9 protein-coding genes and 1 tRNA gene are annotated in these 16,900 nt (G+C 71.2%); 4 read left to right on the plus strand and 6 right to left on the minus strand.

Going from position 1 to position 16,900, the window contains the following annotated elements:
• Positions 1–114: 114 nt before the first annotated feature.
• The gene (locus tag WMF14_RS12000; RefSeq protein WP_437800984.1) at positions 115–1,143 is read left to right on the plus strand and encodes a hypothetical protein; all 1,029 of its coding nucleotides are present in this window, start codon (positions 115–117) and stop codon (positions 1,141–1,143) included.
• A 243-nt stretch (positions 1,144–1,386) separates the two neighbouring features.
• Positions 1,387–1,459: transfer RNA gene (locus tag WMF14_RS12005), tRNA-Arg, on the plus strand.
• 293 nt (positions 1,460–1,752) lie between these two features.
• Here the strand turns inward: WMF14_RS12005 and WMF14_RS12010 are convergent.
• Positions 1,753–2,991, minus strand: a complete 1,239-nt coding sequence (locus WMF14_RS12010; RefSeq protein ID WP_437800986.1) for a lipase family protein — start codon at positions 2,989–2,991, stop codon at positions 1,753–1,755.
• Positions 2,992–3,585: 594 nt separating this feature from the next.
• On the opposite strand from WMF14_RS12010, the gene WMF14_RS12015 reads away from it, so the two are divergent.
• Complete coding sequence (locus WMF14_RS12015; protein ID WP_437800988.1) at positions 3,586–6,114, plus strand: catalase; 2,529 nt, start codon at positions 3,586–3,588, stop codon at positions 6,112–6,114.
• Between the two features lie 197 nt (positions 6,115–6,311).
• Here WMF14_RS12015 and WMF14_RS12020 read toward each other — a convergent pair whose 3' ends face one another.
• Positions 6,312–8,612, minus strand: a complete 2,301-nt coding sequence (locus WMF14_RS12020; protein ID WP_437800989.1) for an amylo-alpha-1,6-glucosidase — start codon at positions 8,610–8,612, stop codon at positions 6,312–6,314.
• Positions 8,613–8,775: 163 nt separating this feature from the next.
• Between WMF14_RS12020 and WMF14_RS12025 the strand changes: the two genes are divergently transcribed.
• On the plus strand, positions 8,776–9,342 hold the full coding sequence (locus WMF14_RS12025) for a vitamin K epoxide reductase family protein (protein WP_437800991.1): 567 nt from the start codon (positions 8,776–8,778) through the stop codon (positions 9,340–9,342).
• 88 nt (positions 9,343–9,430) lie between these two features.
• Here WMF14_RS12025 and WMF14_RS12030 read toward each other — a convergent pair whose 3' ends face one another.
• The 4 genes from WMF14_RS12030 to WMF14_RS12045 form a co-directional block, all read right to left on the minus strand.
• On the minus strand, positions 9,431–12,748 hold the full coding sequence (locus WMF14_RS12030; protein ID WP_437800993.1) for an FAD-binding and (Fe-S)-binding domain-containing protein: 3,318 nt from the start codon (positions 12,746–12,748) through the stop codon (positions 9,431–9,433).
• Positions 12,749–12,757: 9 nt separating this feature from the next.
• Complete coding sequence (locus WMF14_RS12035) at positions 12,758–13,864, minus strand: enolase C-terminal domain-like protein (RefSeq protein WP_437800995.1); 1,107 nt, start codon at positions 13,862–13,864, stop codon at positions 12,758–12,760.
• A gap of 2 nt (positions 13,865–13,866) precedes the next feature.
• Positions 13,867–15,654, minus strand: coding sequence for a thiamine pyrophosphate-requiring protein (locus WMF14_RS12040; RefSeq protein ID WP_437800997.1), 1,788 nt, complete (start codon positions 15,652–15,654; stop codon positions 13,867–13,869).
• A 173-nt stretch (positions 15,655–15,827) separates the two neighbouring features.
• Entirely contained in the window at positions 15,828–16,865 is a 1,038-nt protein-coding gene (locus tag WMF14_RS12045) for an SDR family oxidoreductase (protein ID WP_437804189.1), read from the minus strand.
• Positions 16,866–16,900: the final 35 nt, after the last annotated feature.

Here is a 16,900-nt window from a genome sequence, read left to right on the forward strand (position 1 = left end):
TGATGGAAGGTCGGGCAGCGCGACAGAGAGCTGGAAGCTGCTCGAGGGCCTGCGCGTCGAAGAGGAACGAACGAGCCGGAGGGTTTCGAGATGCCGCGTTCAACGTCCGATTCCATGTCGCCTGATGCTCCCGTGTCGCTCGTGCTCCCCTGCGGGGCGATCGGGCTCGTGGGGGGCTGGCTCACGGCCGACGTTCTCGAGATGGATGAGCTCGTGCCCCGCTTCCTGCTCGCGGGCGTGACCCCTATCGTCGCGGCGCTGCTGGGCCACTACCTGACGCCGCGGATCGGAGGGGTCCGGGGCGATGGCGCGATGGCGCTGGGCGCGGGCGAGGCGCCGGTGGACGGCGCGCCGTGGGTGGACGCGCCGTGGGTGGGCGCGCCGGGGAAGTGGACCCGCCGAGGGCCGTTCATGGCGGGCATGCTGGCGCTGTGGGCCATCGTGGTGGCCGGCGTCGTGAACGGGATGACCATCGGGCTCGTGGCGGGGCCGGCGGGGATGATCGTCGGCGCGGCGTTCGGCGCCGTGTTCGCGCTGCCGTTCGTTCCGGCGCTCGCGGTGGTGCTGAGCGCGGCGAACCGCGTCGGGCGGGCGCGCGCCGGATCGACCGTGGCGCTCTCGGATAGGCGGGCGGTGTGGGCGGCGACGGCGGCGGTGACCGCGGTGGCCCTGCAGCTGGGGTCGGGGCTGCCCGGGGCGGCGGCGCCCGACCTGGAGCGCCTCGTGGCGGCGATGGGGTTCGCCGTGGTGGCGGGGCTGTGCATGGTCGACGCGGTGGCGATGGCGAGGGTGCTGAAGCTGCCGCGGGAGCGGAGCGGGGCGGGGGACGAGGTCGCGGAGCGGATCGCAGCCGAGATCGAGGCGGGAGCGACGGGTGCGATGGCGGCGGGAGAGGACGGCGGAGCGGCGAGCGCTGCGCGGGCCGGGGGGAAGGGGACGGGGGAGAGGATCGATCTCGGCCTCGGGGACGAGGTGCAGGTCGAGGTGGTGAGGCCGACCCATGCCTACCGGGGGGCGGAGCAGATCGCCCGGGTGGTGCGGGGGGACCGCGAGCGCGCCGTGGCGGCGCTGCGGGCAGGGCTGATGCGGGGCGCGGCCGCGCTGGCGATCGGGGCGGCGCTCTGGGGCGAGGTGTGGAGGTGATCGAGGCGCGCGGAGAGCGGCCGGTGGGAGATCGCGGGCTGACGGCCGGCAGAGGAGCGTCGGCCGCTGGGGCGCGCGGAGAGCGGCGGCCGGTGGGAGAGCGCGGGCTGGCGGCCGGCAGAGGAGCGTCGGCCGGTGAGGCGCGGCGGAAGAGCGGGCTGGACGAGGGCGTGGCTGGGGATCTGGCTTGATGCGTGAGGCGAGGTGTGCCAGGGTCCGGCGCCCGTAGCGGCTGTTGCCCCTGCCCCCGTAGCTCAGTGGATAGAGCAGCGGTTTCCTAAACCGAAGGTCGCAAGTTCAATTCTTGCCGGGGGTGCCGAAGGATCTCGGGCACTTACGAGAGCCAGCCCAGATGTCATGGGCTGATCGATCGGCCCATACGCCGGACGCCCGATGGGTCTCCCTTGCCGCTGCGTCGCGGGCGGAGTCTGCGGGATGGGCGTAGCGCTGCGTGACGCTGGCGTCGGGGTGGCCCGAGGAGCTCCTCGACCTCCTCCAGCGTCCAGCGGCGCCCGCGCCTTCCGGGAGGCGCTCCCGCAGAGGCACGAGCCGGGCGAAACGGACCGTCAACGTGAGGGGCGGCGCCCGGTTCGCGATGGCAGGTAGCGCTCACACGGTGGGCGCAAAGGGATCGAACTCGGCACCCGGATCGGCGATCATCGACGCTCGCATATAGTTGATCGGCGAGTGGTGGCCCCACGAAAATGGCAGGCGTAGCCAGCTGACGGGGAGCACATCCTGCGTCAACCAGGCCGCGATGCCGATGATGTTGCTGACGCCGGCCGTTATCGCCCTACGCGCCGGCTCGTCCCGCAGCGCCCATCCTGTTTCGGTTGAGTGGTACTCTCGTCCGATGTGTTCGAATCGCCCCATGGTAATGGGTGGAAGGCGAGGTACAATGTCCCTTTCGTAAATATGGCGGAACAGGATCGTGCCGATGCTGTCCTTGTGCTCGCGGGCAAATGTGGAATCGCCGACCATCGGTTGTCCGTAAGTGTAAATGCCACGGACGGCAGAGCCGAATTGCGTGCTGAAATCATCGTCTCGATGAAGTATCGCGCCAGCGAGAACCGCCAGAGCTCCCCCCAGGCTGTGCCCCGTGATGTAAATTGCAGGCGGCTTCTTTTCGGGCAAAATTAATATGGGTGGCTCGTTTGGGATGATGGGGTCGTTGATGGCCGGGGCAGGCGGTCCCTCGGCTGCGGCTGATGGCTCTTCCACTGTACCTGTGGGTTCGTCGCTCGGGAACTCATGCGGCGTCGTGTCTCCGCAGGACTTTAGCCATATTCGCTTCTGGTACTCGAGCTCTTCGCAGACGGATCTCCTTTCGGCGACGGCAATGAGCAACGGCCTGAGCACAGGCCAGATCGCCCGGATGGCGCGGTGAAAGCCACCGTGAACTTCTCCAGCGGAGAGGAAGGACTCTCTTCGAGCGGTTGCGTCGGTGAGCCAGTTGATCGGGCCACGGATCTTTGTCCCTCGGAAGGAGATGATCGCGGCGTCACTGAATTGGCTTTGCAGGATGAACGCTGAAGTGTCGACGAACAGTGCGTCATTCGTGAATGTGATGGAAACGCAGTTGTTGTTCTTCAGGCCGTGGTTTGCCATCGCGTACGCATATGTACTGATGTCCGAGTATGTCCATGATGACGCGAAAGCAAGAAGTTCGGCGATCTTGCGATCGTAGAATCCTCTTCTGGTCATTGTTAAGTGCTGTGTCATGGTCTGAAAAAATCCCGTGCCTGCTGTTGCTGGTAGGCCTTTTAGCCCCTTGTGTGTCGTGGAGGCTGGTTTGTCTATTCTTGGGGGTATGTAATTCCCTGCGGCGTGAATGCTTTCAAAGATCATTTGTTTCTCCGTTGTTTGTGGGCGTTGTGGTTGCGAGCGTCGGTATGCCGGGGGCTGGCTATGAAGACCGCCTTGGCGGGTCGAGGCGCCGAGCGACGCCGTGTTGAATCTGTGTGGCGTGAGGCCACGCGTCGATCCCCGCCCAGATCAAGGGAGCGCCGCCCTGGTCCGGGAAGTAATTCGGAATGGCTTCAGGAAAGGGGCGATACGGCGGCGCACCTGGAGGCGCGACATTTCATGCAATTCTCGCCAGCTCACCGCTGGGGCCGAGGTGGCGGCAGTCTCATTTCTGATGGATCGCGCTCGCACCGCAGCACGGCGAACACCGGCGATCGAAGGGTGGCTGGCGGGTCCGGGATGATGCGCTGCGAGGCGATAGGCCTTGTCCGGCGCGCCTTGCGGTCGGAGGAACTCTGGCTCACGCGCGCCCCGTCTGCGCCCGCGGCCGGCGGCACGTCGACGCCCCACCAGGCCGCGGCGGGCCGACCGAGGCACCGCAACGGGCTCGGCCGTGCGTCGGTCGCCCGCGCTTGCCTGAAGCTCGCGTGCTGGTGCGTTCTTTGCTGAAACCCCGGCTCTCCGGGAGGACATCTCATGACCGATCGCAAAGACCCCGCGAAGCTGTCGTCCAGTGATCCAGCGCCGACCGAAAAGGGCGCGGGCAGCGCGAAACAATCGATGGGCGGCCCGTCGGCGAAGCCGCGGGCGGCACGGACGAAACGCAGCCTCCTCGAGCGCGCGGCGACCGCGCTCGGCAGCGGGACGAGCAGCGATGACGCCGCTGTCCGCAACGCCGCGGCAGCCGACCGCCTCGACGCGAAGGTCGACGCCACGGAAGCGCTCGTCGCTGCGATCTCCGAGAACGTGAACAAGAGCGCCGAGTACGCGCTACGCGGCAAAATGCCACAGCCGCCGCAGGGTGCCACGGCGAAGCCCGAGAACCTCGACGCGACCGCGAGCACGATCACCGAGAGCAACGAGTCCGAGAAGAACGGCGCCAAGGCGGCGCCGGGCGAGAACCCGAACCAGGGACCTCTGCAGAAGCATCGGGTCGACTCGCTCGGTCGGGCGCTGACGACGAACCAGGGCGTGCCCGTCGGCGACAACCAGAACTCCCTTCGCGCGGGGCTGCGCGGCCCGACGCTGCTCGAGGACTTCATCCTGCGCGAGAAGATCACCCACTTCGATCACGAGCGCATCCCCGAGCGCGTCGTGCACGCGCGCGGGTCGGGCGCGCACGGCTACTTCGAGTGCACCGAAGACATCACCTCGCTCACCAAGGCCGCGCCGTTCGCCAAGGTCGGCAAGCGGACGCCGGTCTTCGTGCGCTTCTCGACCGTGGCGGGCGAGCGCGGGAGCGCCGACACGGTGCGTGACGTGCGCGGCTTCGCCGTGAAGTTCTACACCGAAGAGGGCAACTGGGATCTCGTAGGCAACAACATCCCCGTCTTCTTCATCCAGGACGCGATGAAGTTCCCGGACATGGTGCACGCCGTCAAACCCGAGCCGCACCACCAGATGCCGCAGGCGTCGAGCGCGCACGACACCTTCTGGGACTTCATCTCGCTCATGCCCGAGTCGATGCACATGATCCTGTGGCACATGAGCGACCGGGCGATCCCGCGCAGCTTCCGGACGATGCAGGGCTTCGGCGTGCACACCTTCCGGCTCGTCAACGCGGCCGGCGAGGCGACGCTGGTGAAGTTCCACTGGACACCCATGCTCGGCACGCACTCGCTCGACTGGGACGAGGCGGTGAAGATCGCGGGCGCCGACCCCGACTTCCACCGTCGCGATCTCTGGGAGGCCATCGAGGGCGGCGCGTTCCCCGAGTACCTCCTGCAGATTCAGACGTTCACGGAGGCCGAGGCCGAGCGGTGGAGCTTCGACGTGCTCGACGCGACCAAGATCGTGCCGGAGGAGCTCGCGCCCCTGCGCACCGTCGGCCGGCTCGTCCTGAACCGCAACCCCGACAACTTCTTCGCCGAGACGGAGCAGGTCGCGTTCTGCACGCAGCACATCGTGCCCGGCATCGACTTCACGAACGACCCGCTGCTGCAGGGGCGCAATTTCTCGTACCTCGATACGCAGCTCACGCGCCTCGGCGGGCCGAACTTCCACGAGATCCCGATCAACGCGCCGGTCGCCGAGGTGCACAACAACCAGCGCGACGGGTTCCACCGCCAGGCGATCAACCGCGGCCGCGTGAACTATGAGCCCAACTCGCTCGCCGGCGGCTGCCCCTTCCAGGCCGGCGCGCGCGGGTTCGCCACAGTCGCCGAGCGGCTCCTGGCGCAGCAGGCCGCGACCGAGCCGAGCAAGCTGCGCGCGAAGCCCGAGAAGTTCGCGGACCATTACACGCAGGCGCGCCTCTTCTGGGCGAGCCAGACGCCCGTCGAGCGCGCGCACATCGCGCGCGCCTTCCGCTTCGAGCTGACGCGCGTGCAGACGCAGGCCATCCGCGAACGCATGGTCCGGATGCTGCGGAACGTGGACGAGGGGCTGGCCGCGCGCGTCGCGGCCGACCTCGGCATGCCGCTCCCCGAGCCGCTCTCGATGGTGGCGCCGCCCGTCAAGAACCCCGAGGTCGCGGCGTCGCCGGCCCTGTCGCTGTTCGCCCGGCCCGGCGATGGCCGCATCCTCGGCCGCCGCGTCGCGCTCCTCGTCGCCGACGGCGTGAGCGGGGCGGCGGCGAGCGCGCTCTACGACGCGCTGCTGCTGGCGGGCGCGGTGCCCCGCTACGTCGGAGCGCGCCTCGGGGTGGTGCGCACCGCCGAGGGCGACGAGCTGCCGGTCGAGGTCACGATCGAGGCGGCCCCGAGCGTCCTCTTCGACGCCGCGGCGCTGCCGCCCGGCGGGGGCGCGGCGGCGCTGGCGCGCGACGGGCTCGCTGTCGAGTTCGTCCAGCTCCAGTACCGCCACTGCAAGCCCCTGCTCGTGCCGGCGTCGGCCGCGCCGCTCGCCGAGGCCGCGGGCGTGAGGGCCGCGGCGGCCGGCGCGGACGCCGATCCGGGCCTCCTCGTCCTGCCGGACGACGCGGTGGCCACGGCGGCGCCGGCGTTCATCAAGGCGATCGCCATGCACCGCGCGTGGCAGCGCCAGACCGAGCCGCCGGCGGTCTGACCCGACCTGCCCCGCCGACGGGTACTGGTCAAATTTCAACAGGGAGGCGGGGAGGCGGGGAGAAGAACTTGGTAAATCTCCCCGTCTCCCTGTGATCTTTCTCGGGCAAAGTTGACCATCACCCGCCAGCGGGGCGGCGCGCGACGGGCGCCGGGGAGGGATTCAATTCAGCCGGCGAGTGCCGATGAGCTCCGGGCTCAGCGCTCCTCGACCACGACGTCGACATCGCCCTCGACCCGCAGCACGTCGACCTCGACCGCGTCGCCCCGCTTTCTCCGGAACTCCAGATCGACGCGGCCGTCCGCCACGGCCAGCCCGCGCAGCGTGGCGCGGCGAACGAGCCGGGGCAGGACCGGACGAACGACGCGCAGGCGCCGCTCGAAGCCCTCGGGCTCGAGCCCGAGGAGCGAGGCGAGCATGTACGGGACGGCCCCGGCGGCCCACGCCTGCGGGTGACACGCGACGGGGTAGCGGACCGGAGCGCCGTGCTCGCCGCGCGGGAAGCCGCAGAAGAGCTCCGGCAGCCGGTACATTCGATAATACATGGCGGCCCTCACGATGCCGCCGAACACGGTGCGCGCCTCGCTGTCGAGGCCGTAGCGGCGCAGCCCGGCGACGATCAGCGCGTTGTCGTGGGGCCACACGGTCCCGCGGTGATACGACATCGGATTGTAGGCCTTCTCGTCCGCCGCGAGCGTGCGGATGCCCCAGCCCGAATACATGCTCTCCGACAGCAGGCGCTCCGCGCATGTCCGCGCCCTGGACGGGTCGGCGATGCCCGCCCACAGCGCGTGTCCGGCGTTGGACGAGCACACAGCCGCGCGGCGGCCGCCGTTCGCGAGCGCCAGCGCGTACACCCCTCGCTCCGGGAGCCAGAAATCCCGCTCGAAGCGCTCCTTCAGGTCCGCGGCCTCGCGCCGGAGCCGCGAGGCCGTCTCCGCCTCGCCCGCGCGCTCGAACAGATCGGCAAGCCCCGACTTGGCGAGGTACACATACGCCTGCACCTCGACGAGCGCGATCGGCGGCTCCGCGATCTGCCCCTCTTCGTTGACGATCGCGTCGCCGGAGTCCTTCCATCCCTGGTTGACGAGACCCGATTTCGAGGTCGAGTCATAAGCCAGGTAGCCGTTGATCTCCGGGTGAGCCTCGGGGCTCGACAGCCACCCGAGCGCCGCGTCGACGTTCTCCCTGAGCTCGTGGAAGACGTCGAGCCGACCTGTCCACGCCGCGTGCCGTGAGATGAGGATCAGGAACAGAGCGGTCGTGTCGACGCTCCCGTAATACGGTGTCTGGGGGATCTCGCCGACCCGCGCGAGCTCGCCGACCCGGAGCTCGTGCAGGATCTTGCCCGGCTGCTCGTCGCGCCACGGATCGCGCTCGCGCGCCTGGAATCGCGCGAGCAGCCGCAGCGTATCGACGGCGACGGTCCGCTGGTAGGGCAGCACCTCGAGCGCCGTGATCAGGCTGTCGCGGCCGAAGAGGGCCGTGTACCACGGCACGCCCGCGGCGAAGAACGTGTCGTGATCGAGCGGGGTCCGCAGGAGGAGCAGGTCGGTGAACGATCGCGCGAGGACGCGATTGACGAGCAGGCTGTCGGTCTCGACGTGGGCCCTCTCCTGCGCCTGCGCGGCGAGGTGCTCCTCTCCCCGCCGCTTCGCCGCCGCGACGTCGGCCCCCGAGCACGAGGGCGCGGGCGCGTGCCGATGGGCGGGCGCCGCGCCGGAGGACTCCGAGAGCGAGATCACGAGGGAGACCGCCTGGCTGTGCCCGGGCGGCAGCCGGACGCGGAAGAGCGCGGAGGTGCCGTCGATCGCGTCCGGCCGGCAGCCCCAGCGGATGGTCACGGCGCGCTGGAGGCCGTCGGCGCCATCGTACGAGAAGCGCAGTGCGTCGTCGTTCGCCGTGGGGGCGCAGACCTTCCCCAGCGCCTCGGGCATGAGGCCGCGGACCGCGTAAACGTCCTCGAACTCGGCGCGGAAGGTCAGCTTCACCTCGAGGTCGACCGCCGAGCGAGCATAGTTGTGAACCGTGATGTTCTCGTAGACCGCTGTCGCATCGCCGTCGATGACCCGCTCCCACCGGAGGCCGACGTCGTGCTCGGACATGATGTGCCCTTCGCGCATCAGGATCCGGGGGTTCGCGAGCCGGAAGACGCCTGCGTGGTCTGCCTCCGCGGTCGAAGCGAGCACCTCCGGCCGGGCGTCGTCGAGCTCGACGGTATAGCCGTTCAGGAACCGGCAATCGTGGTAGTAGAGGCCAAAGCCGTGCTCGCCCTGCAGGGGGATCGAGCCGCCCTGCTCGGTGACCAGGAAGACGCCGCCCTGCTTCAGGACGATCGCATCCGCGATGCTCTGCGCCATCGAGGAGGTGCCCTGGGTGAGCACCTTCTTCTTGCGCTCCTGCCGTTCGCTCGGCGAACGCTCGCCCGTCCCGGCGTCCGACCGCGGCCGGCGCTCGCTCCCCGGTTCAGCACGGCGAGTCGACTCATGAGCTCCCATCCCAGCCCCCTTTTGCGATGGCTTGCAATTTCGTTGCAATTGCTTGCGATTGTCGTAAGTCGTTGAATCGAGTCGTCTTGGCGCTGGGCGTGTGGTGCGGCCCTTCGGCGCAGGCGCTCGGGGCCGGGCGCATGCAGGCGCGCGCTCGAGAGGGGGTGACATCATGAGGAAAGACCAGGGCGCATCGGGCAGTGATCGGCGGGCGAGGCGGCGGCGGGCGTCGCGCCTGCCCGGCGCCGGCGCGCTTCGCGCCGCGCTCCGGCGCGGCCGATCGAGCGATCTCGCCCGGCGCCGTCTCATCGCCGTCGCGTCCCTCGCGGGCGGCGCCAGCATGGCGGTCGTCTCGCTGTTTCAGCTCGGGATCATCGAGCACCTGCCCGATCCTCCGCTCCCAGGGTTCGACTCGGACAAGGTGACGAGCTCCGATATCGCGTTCGGGCTCACGCTGCCGGACGCGCCGATCTCGCTCACCAGCTTCGCCTCCAACCTGGCGCTGGCCGGCTGGGGAGGCGCAGAGCGCGCCAGGGACACGCCCGGGATCCCCGTCGCCGTGGCGGCCAAGGCGGCCGTCGAAGCGGCCGTGTCGGGGTGGCTCTTCGTCCAGATGCGGAGACGGGAGAGGGCCTGGTGCGCGTACTGCCTCGTCGCCCTGACGGCCAACATGGTCGTCTTCGCGCTCTCGCTCCCGGAGGGGTGGAGGGCGCTGAGGAACGCCCGAGCGCGTTCGTGACAGGGCAGCGCAGGCCGGCCCTGCCGCCGGCGCCGGGCGCGCAGGCGTTCTTCCACCCGCGCACCCGCGCGCGCCCGAGGCCCCGCCCTCATCGCGGCGCCGGCGATCGCGACCCGCGGCGCCGCGCGAGCCGCCCGAGCAGCCCCACCGCCGCGAGCGCCGCGGCCGCGACGCCCGCCGCCGGGAGCCATCGCTCGCGCCGCCGCGCCCGTCGCCGCTCGGCCGCGAGCCGGCGGCCGCCCGCCCAGAGGAGCGCCGCGCCCGCCGGCGCCGCGGCGAGCGCCGCTACCGTCGTCCGCGGCGCCACGTAGACGTCCGCGGGCCCGGGCAGGTAGGCGCGCTCGGGGTAGTCGCCCGCCGGCCCCTCGGGGCCGTGCAGCGCGGCCATGCGCACGACCTGGGCGACGTGCAGCGCCTGCCTGTCGGTCGTCTGCTTGATCTGCTCGCGGCAGCTGAAGCCGTCGGCCACGATCAGCGCGTCCGTCGGCGCCGACCGGACCGCGGGCAGGAGCACGCGCTCGCCGCACCGGATCGAGACGTCGTACTTGGCGCCCTCCTCGAAGCCGAACGCGCCTGCCATGCCGCAACAGCCCGAGTCCAGCAGCTCGACGTCGAGGCCCATGCCGTGGAGCACGTCGCGCTCGGCGTCCATCTCGAGGATCGCCTTGTGATGGCAGTGGCCGTGCACCACAGCGCGCCGATCGAGGCGCGGCAGCCCGCGCCCGCCGGGCGACGGACGGGCTGGATCGCCCCCCGCCGCCCCCTTCAGGAAGTCGCCGAACATGTGCGTCTGCTGCCGGAGCTTCGTCGCCAGCGGGTCGTCGGGGAAGAGCCCGTGGAGCTCGTCGCGGAAGACCGAGACGCAGCTCGGCTCGAGGCCGACCACCGGCACGCCCCGCTCGATCGGGTCGCGCAGCGCGCTCATCACGTCCCGCAGCAGGCGCTTGGCCGTCTTCAGGAAGCCGAAGTCGTAGAGGGGCCGGCCGCAGCAGAGCTTCTGCTCCGGGACGATCACCTCGTGGCCCGCCCACTCGAGCACCTCGGTCGCGGCGATCGCCGTCTCCGGGAAGAAGTGGTCGTTGAACGTGTCCGGCCAGAGCACGACCTGCGGTCCGCCGGCGTTGCGCCGCGGCCGCCCCTGGAACCACTGCCGGAACGACGTCCGCGCGAACGGCGGGATGCTCCGCTCGGGCGCGATGCCCGCGATCTTCTTCGCCACCGCCGCGAGCGCGGGCGTCTGCGTCACGAGGTTCGCGAGCCCCGGCACGAGCTGCCCGAGGCGGGCCCACCAGTGGATGAGCCCCATCGTGTAGGCGGCGCGCGGCCGCAGCCGCCGCGCGTAGTAATGGGACAGGAACTCCGCCTTGTAGGTGGCCATGTCGACGTGGACCGGGCACTCGCCCTTGCACCCCTTGCAGGCGAGGCACAGGTCGAGCGACTCGCGCACCTCGCGATCGCGGAAGCCCTGGAGCTCGCTCCCCTCCAGCATCTCGAAGAGCAGGCGCGCCCGCCCGCGCGTCGTGTGCTCCTCCTCGTGCGTCACCATGTAGCTCGGGCACATCGTGCCGCCGTCGTGGCGCCGGCACTTGCCCACGCCCACGCAGCGCAGGGTCGCGCGCGTGAAGTCGCCGTCGTCGTCCGGGAAACGGAAGTGCGTCTCCACGGCGGCGGGGCGGAAGTCGGCGCCGAGGCGGAGGTTCTCGTCGACGCGGTAGGGGTCGACGACCTTGCCCGGGTTCATGCGGAATGAAGGATCCCACGCCGCCTTGAAGCGGCGGAACGCCTCGATGAGCTCCTCGCCGTACATCTTCGGCAGGAACTGCGCGCGCGCCTGTCCGTCGCCGTGCTCCCCGGAGAACGAGCCGCCGTAGCGGACCACGAGATCGGTCGCCTCGTCGAGGAAGCGGGTCCAGTTGCGGATGCCCTCGGGCGTCGTCACGTCGAAGTCGACGCGGCAGTGCACGCAGGCCTGCCCGAAGTGGCCGTAGAGCGCGGGCTGGTAGCCGTGGCGATCGAACAGCGCGCGCAGGTCGCGGAGGTACCCGCCCAGGTTGTCCGGGTGCACGGCCGAGTCCTCCCAGCCGGGCCACGTGTCGGGCTCGCCCGGGACGCGCGCCGTCGCGCCGAGGCCGGATTTGCGCACCTCCCAGAGCGCGTTCTCCTGGTCGGGGTCGTCGTAGAGCTTCATCGACGGCGGGTTCGGCCCGCGCTCGAGCGCGCGTACGGCGTCGAGCGCCCGCGCGTCGGCCTCCTCCCGGGTGTCACCCCCGAACTCGGCCAGCAGGAAGCCGCGGCCCTCCGGGAGGTAGCGCAGGTAGCGCTCGTGCAGCCCCTTCTTGTGCATGTCCTCGATGAGGCGGTCGTCGATCCCCTCGAGCGCGATCGGCTGGAAGCGCATGATCTCGGGGACGTGATCGCCCGCGGAGAACACGTCCGGGTAGCCGAGCACGAGGAGCGACCGGAACCTGGGCCAGCCGACGAGGCGCAGGGTGGCCTCGAGCACGGTGACGCACGTGCCCTCGGTGCCGACCAGGGCGCGCGCCACGTGGAAGCCGTTCTCCGGCAAGAGCTCGTCGAGGTTGTAACCCGACACGCGGCGCGGGATCCGCGGGTAGCGGGCGCGGATGAGATCGGCGTACCTGTCGCGGATGGCGCGCAGCTCGGCGTAGATGCCCCCGCGCCGCCCGCCTGCGCGGATGATGGCGTCGAGCTCCTCCTCGCTCGTCGGCCCCACGCGCAGCCGCAGGCCGTCGTAGGTCAGCACCTCGAGCTCGTGCACGTTGTCGGCCGTGCGCCCGCCGAGGACCGAGTGCGTGCCGCAGGAGTTGTTGCCGATCATCCCGCCGAGCGTGCAGTACTCGTGGGTCGAGGGATCCGGCGCGAACGTGAGATCGAACTCGTTCGCGGCGTTGCGGAGGGTGTCGAGCACCGTGCCCGGCAGCACCCTGGCGCGCTTGTGCATGGGGTCGAACTCGAGGACGCCGCGCATGTACTTCGAGAAGTCGAGCACGACCGCGACGTTGCACGTCTGCCCGGCGAGGCTCGTGCCGCCCCCGCGCGCGAGGATGGGCGCGCCGTGCCGGCGGCACGCGGCGACGGCGGCGATCACGTCGTCCTTGTGGCGTGGCACGACGACGCCGATGGGCAGCTGCCGGTAGTTCGACCCGTCGGTCGCGTAGAGCGCGCGGTCGCCCGCGGTGAAGCGCACCTCCCCCTCGACCGTGCGCGAGAGCTCGTCCGCGAGCGCCTCCACCTCGGGGCCGGCCGCGGGCGCGAGCCGCACGCGCCGCTCGCCGGGGAAGCGGATCACGCCGCGATCGATCTCGCGCTGGACGGCCTCGGCCGGCCTGCCCTCCGCGGGCGCCTTCTCTCGCTCCTGCTCCTGCTGCTGTTCGACGTGCTGCATGATCTCTCCTCACACCGCGAAGCGCTCGACGTCGGCGCGCCGGAGCGAGATCCCCATGCCGGGGCGAGCGAGGTCCGGGGCGAGCGCGCCGCCCGCGGGCGCCGCCGCGCCCTCGAAGAGCATCCGCTCGATGCGGACGTGATCGTGAAAGAACTCGATGTGCGCGAGCCGCTGCACCGCGCACGCGGGGTGCAGGTGCAGCGAGGGGGCGCAGTGGCACGACAGGTCGAGCGATCGCGCCTCGCACAGCGCCGCGGCGGCGAGGAAGCCGGTGATCCCGCAGCGGCTCGCGTCCGCCTGCAGGACGTCGACGGCGCCGGCGTCCAGCATGCGGCGGAAATAGACGAGGTCGTAGCCGTACTCGCCCGCCGCGATGTCCATGCCGGCGGGCGCCCGGTCGCGGAGGAGCCGCAGCCCGTCGAGATCGTCCGAGGTCACGGGCTCCTCGAACCAGCGCACGCCCTCGCCGGCGAACCGCTCGGCGAAGGCGAGCGCCTGCTTGCGGGAGTAGGCGCCGTTGGCGTCGACGAACAGCGCGGCGTCCTGGCCGATGGCGCGGCGCGCCGCGCGAACGCGCGCGAGATCCGCGTCGGGATCGCGCCCCACCTTCATCTTCACGCGCGGGATCCCCGCGGAGACCCAGCCGCCGAGCTGCTCCGCGAGCTCGGCCTCTGTGTACGAGGTGAACCCGCCGCTGCCGTAGATGGGCGCGCGGTCGCGCGCCATGCCGAGCAGCGTCGCGAGCGGGAGCGCGAGCAGGCGGGCCTTCAGGTCCCACAGCGCCGCGTCGACGGCGGCGATCGCCATCTGCGCGATCCCCGGCCGGCCGAGGTTGCGGACGCTGCTCACCATCGCGGCCCACGCGCCGGGGACGGCCATCGCGTCGCGCCCGCGCACGACGCCGGCCAGCCGGTCGGCCACGAGCCGCGCCGTCGCGACGTCGGCGTACGTGTAGCCGAGCGCGCGCTCGCCGCCGGCCGACGCGTGCACGACGACCAGCGTCGTCTCGCGCCACGCGAGCGTGCCGTCCGACTCCGGACGGTCGGTCGGGATGGTGTACGCGGCCACCTCGATCCGCTCGATCGGCACCGACGCGCGCTGCTCCTCGTCGGCCATCGTCAGCCCCGGTGCGGGATCCAGCTCTCGATCATGTCGCGGTACGCCTGGCGGACGATCCCGCGCCCGCCCGGGTCGCCGCGGAGCAGCGCCGACGTGAGCATCGCGGCCTGCTTCACGGTGATGTGCGGCGGCAGCGGCGGGACCTCCGGGTCGGTGATCGCCTCCACGACCACCGGCCGGTCGACCCGGAAGGCCTCGTCCCAGGTGCGCGCGACCTGGTCCGGGCGGTCGATCCGCACGCCGCGGAGCCCGAGCGCCTCGGCGTAGGCCGCGTACGGGAAGTCGGGCAGCGTCTGGGACGCCTCCAGCTTGGGGTCGCCGCTCATGGCGCGCAGCTCCCAGGTGACCTGGTTCAGGTCGCGGTTGTTGAGCACCAGCACGACGAGGCGCGGGTCCTTCCACTCGCGCCAGTACTTCGCGACGGTGATGAGCGTGTTGATGCCGTTCATCTGCATCGCGCCGTCGCCGACCATCGCGACGACCGGGCGGTCGGGGAAGGCGAACTTCGCCGCGACCGCGTACGGCATCGCGGGTCCCATCGTCGCCAGCGTGCCCGAGAGCGAGGCCATCATCCCCGCCCGGACCTTGATGTCGCGCGCGTACCAGTTCGCCGAGGAGCCGGAGTCGGCGGTCAGGATGCAGCCGTCGGGCAGCCGCGGCGACAGCTCCCAGTAGACGCGCTGCGGGTTCAGCGGATTGGCGTCGTTCATCGCCCGCGCCTCGAGCACCTTCCACCAGTCGGCGACGCTCTCCTCGAGCTTGCGCCGCCACGAGCGGTCGGTCTTGAGCTTGAGGTAGGGGATGAGCGCCCGCAGCGTCTCGGCGCAGTCGCCGATCAGGTTGACCTCCATCGGGTAGCGCAGGCCGAGCATCCGGCCGTCGATGTCGATCTGGACGCCCCGCGCCTTCCCCTCCTCCGGCAGGAACTCCGGGTAGGGGAAGTTCGAGCCGACCATGAAGAGCGTGTCGCAGTTGGCCATCATCTCCCAGCTCGGCTTGGTGCCGAGCAGGCCGATCGCGCCGGTGACCCAGGGCAGGTCGTCGGGGAGCGCCGCCTTGCCGAGCAGCGCCTTCGCGACGCCGCACCCGAGGATCTCGGCGGCGCGCGTGACCTCCGGCGCGGCCCCGAGCGCGCCCTGGCCGATCAGCATCGCGACCCGCTTGCCGGCGTTGAGCACGTCGGCCGCGCGCCGCAGGTCCTCCTCCTTCGGCACGACGCGCGGCGAGGCGTAGCCGATGCCGGAGTGCACGGTCCCGTGCGCGTGCGGAGGCTGCTCGACGGCGTCGAGCTCCTGGACGTCCTTCGGGACGATGACGCACGTGACGGTGCGCTCCGCCCTGGCGATGCGCATCGCGCGGTCGATGAGGTGGCGGATCTGCGCGGGAGAGGACGCCATCTGCACGTACTCGTGCGCGACGTCCTTGAAGAGCGTCACGAGGTCGACCTCCTGCTGGTAGTGCCCGCCGAGCGCGGCGCGGTCCTGCTGGCCGACGATGGCCACGACCGGCTGATGGTCGAGCTTCGCGTCGTAGAGCCCGTTCAGGAGGTGGATCGCGCCGGGCCCCGAGGTCGCCAGGCACACGCCGACCTCGCCCGCGAACTTCGCGTGGGCGCACGCCATGAACGCGGCCATCTCCTCGTGCCGCACCTGGATGAACCGGAGGTCCGGAACGCGGTGGAACGCCCCGACGATCCCGTTGATGCCGTCGCCCGGATAGGCATAGACGCGCCGGACGCCCCACGCGACGAGGCGTCTCAGCAGGAACTCGCCGACGGTCTGGGCCATGATTCCCTCGCTGCGAGCTCGTACGTGAGCTCGACCCAGCGCGGCGTGCGACAAACGTGCCGCCTCGCCGCGCCGCGCGCTGCGTGCCGCGGCTGCGCGTGCGAGCGTGCGCTATGCGCGCGGGCGCGGGCAGGGCGCGGGCAGGCAGGGCGGCGCTTTGCTTACGTGAGGACTTACGTGAGGAGGCGCCGCCATGGGCTCGCGCGCCGCGCGGCGGCCCTGCGCGCGCCGAACCCGACCACGGCCGCCGCGCACAGCGCGAAGGCGCCGAGCGACCCGCGATGCAGGTCGAGCCAGAGCTCCGGGCTCGAGGGCTTCGAGCGCCGGTCGAACGGGCCGTGGGCGCCGAAATCGCCCTGCACGGGCGCCCACAGGTCGTCGGGGCGATCGGGATCGGCGGGCTCGTCGGTCAGCTGCCGCGTGTACCCGACCCGGGCGAGCCATCGATCGAGCAGCCCGGGGATCACGCGGTTTCCCCAGATCGCCTTGACCGTCGGGAGGCCGACCATGACGTCGCGGCGGTCGTGGTGCGCGGCCCAGTAGAGCGCGTCGGCGGCCACCTCGGGCTGAAAGATCGGCGGGACCGGCTGTGGCTTGTAGGGGAGGCGCGACTTCGACCAGAGGAACTGCGGCGTGTTCATCGCGGGCAGGTGCACCATGCTCACGCGCACGCGGCTCCTGTCGTGGAACAGCTCGCTGCGCAGCGACTCGGTGAAGCCCACGATCGCGTGCTTGGACGCGCAGTAGGCCGACTGGAGCGGGATGCTCCGGTGAGCGAGCGCGGAGCTCGCCTGGACGATCGCGCCGTGATCGCGGGGGAGCATGCGCGAGAGCGCCGCGAGCGTCCCGTGCACATAGCCGAGGTAGTTGACCTTCATGACGCGCTCGTACTCCTCCGGTCGCGTCTCCTTCACCGGCGAGAAGACCGACGTCATCGCGACGTTGATCCAGGCGTCGATCGGGCCGAAGCGCTCCTCGACGGCCGCGGCCGCGGCCTCGACCTGCGCGAAATCGGCGACGTCGGTCGGCAGGACGAGCGCGCTCGCCCCGGCGTCCTCTGCCTCGCGCCGCGCCCCCTCGAGCCCGTCGAGCCCGCGCGCGACGAGGCCGATGCGCGCGCCTTCGCGCGCGAACCGCCTCACCGTGGCGCGCCCGACGCCCGCCGACGCCCCCGTGATCACCACGACCTCTGGCCGCCTGCCTCCGTCCATTCCCATCGTGCTCTCACCTCGCCCGCGGCGTCAGG

Origin of the sequence: Sorangium sp. So ce693 (assembly GCF_051521375.1) — a bacterium.
Lineage (GTDB): Bacteria > Myxococcota_A > Polyangia > Polyangiales > Polyangiaceae > Sorangium > Sorangium atrum.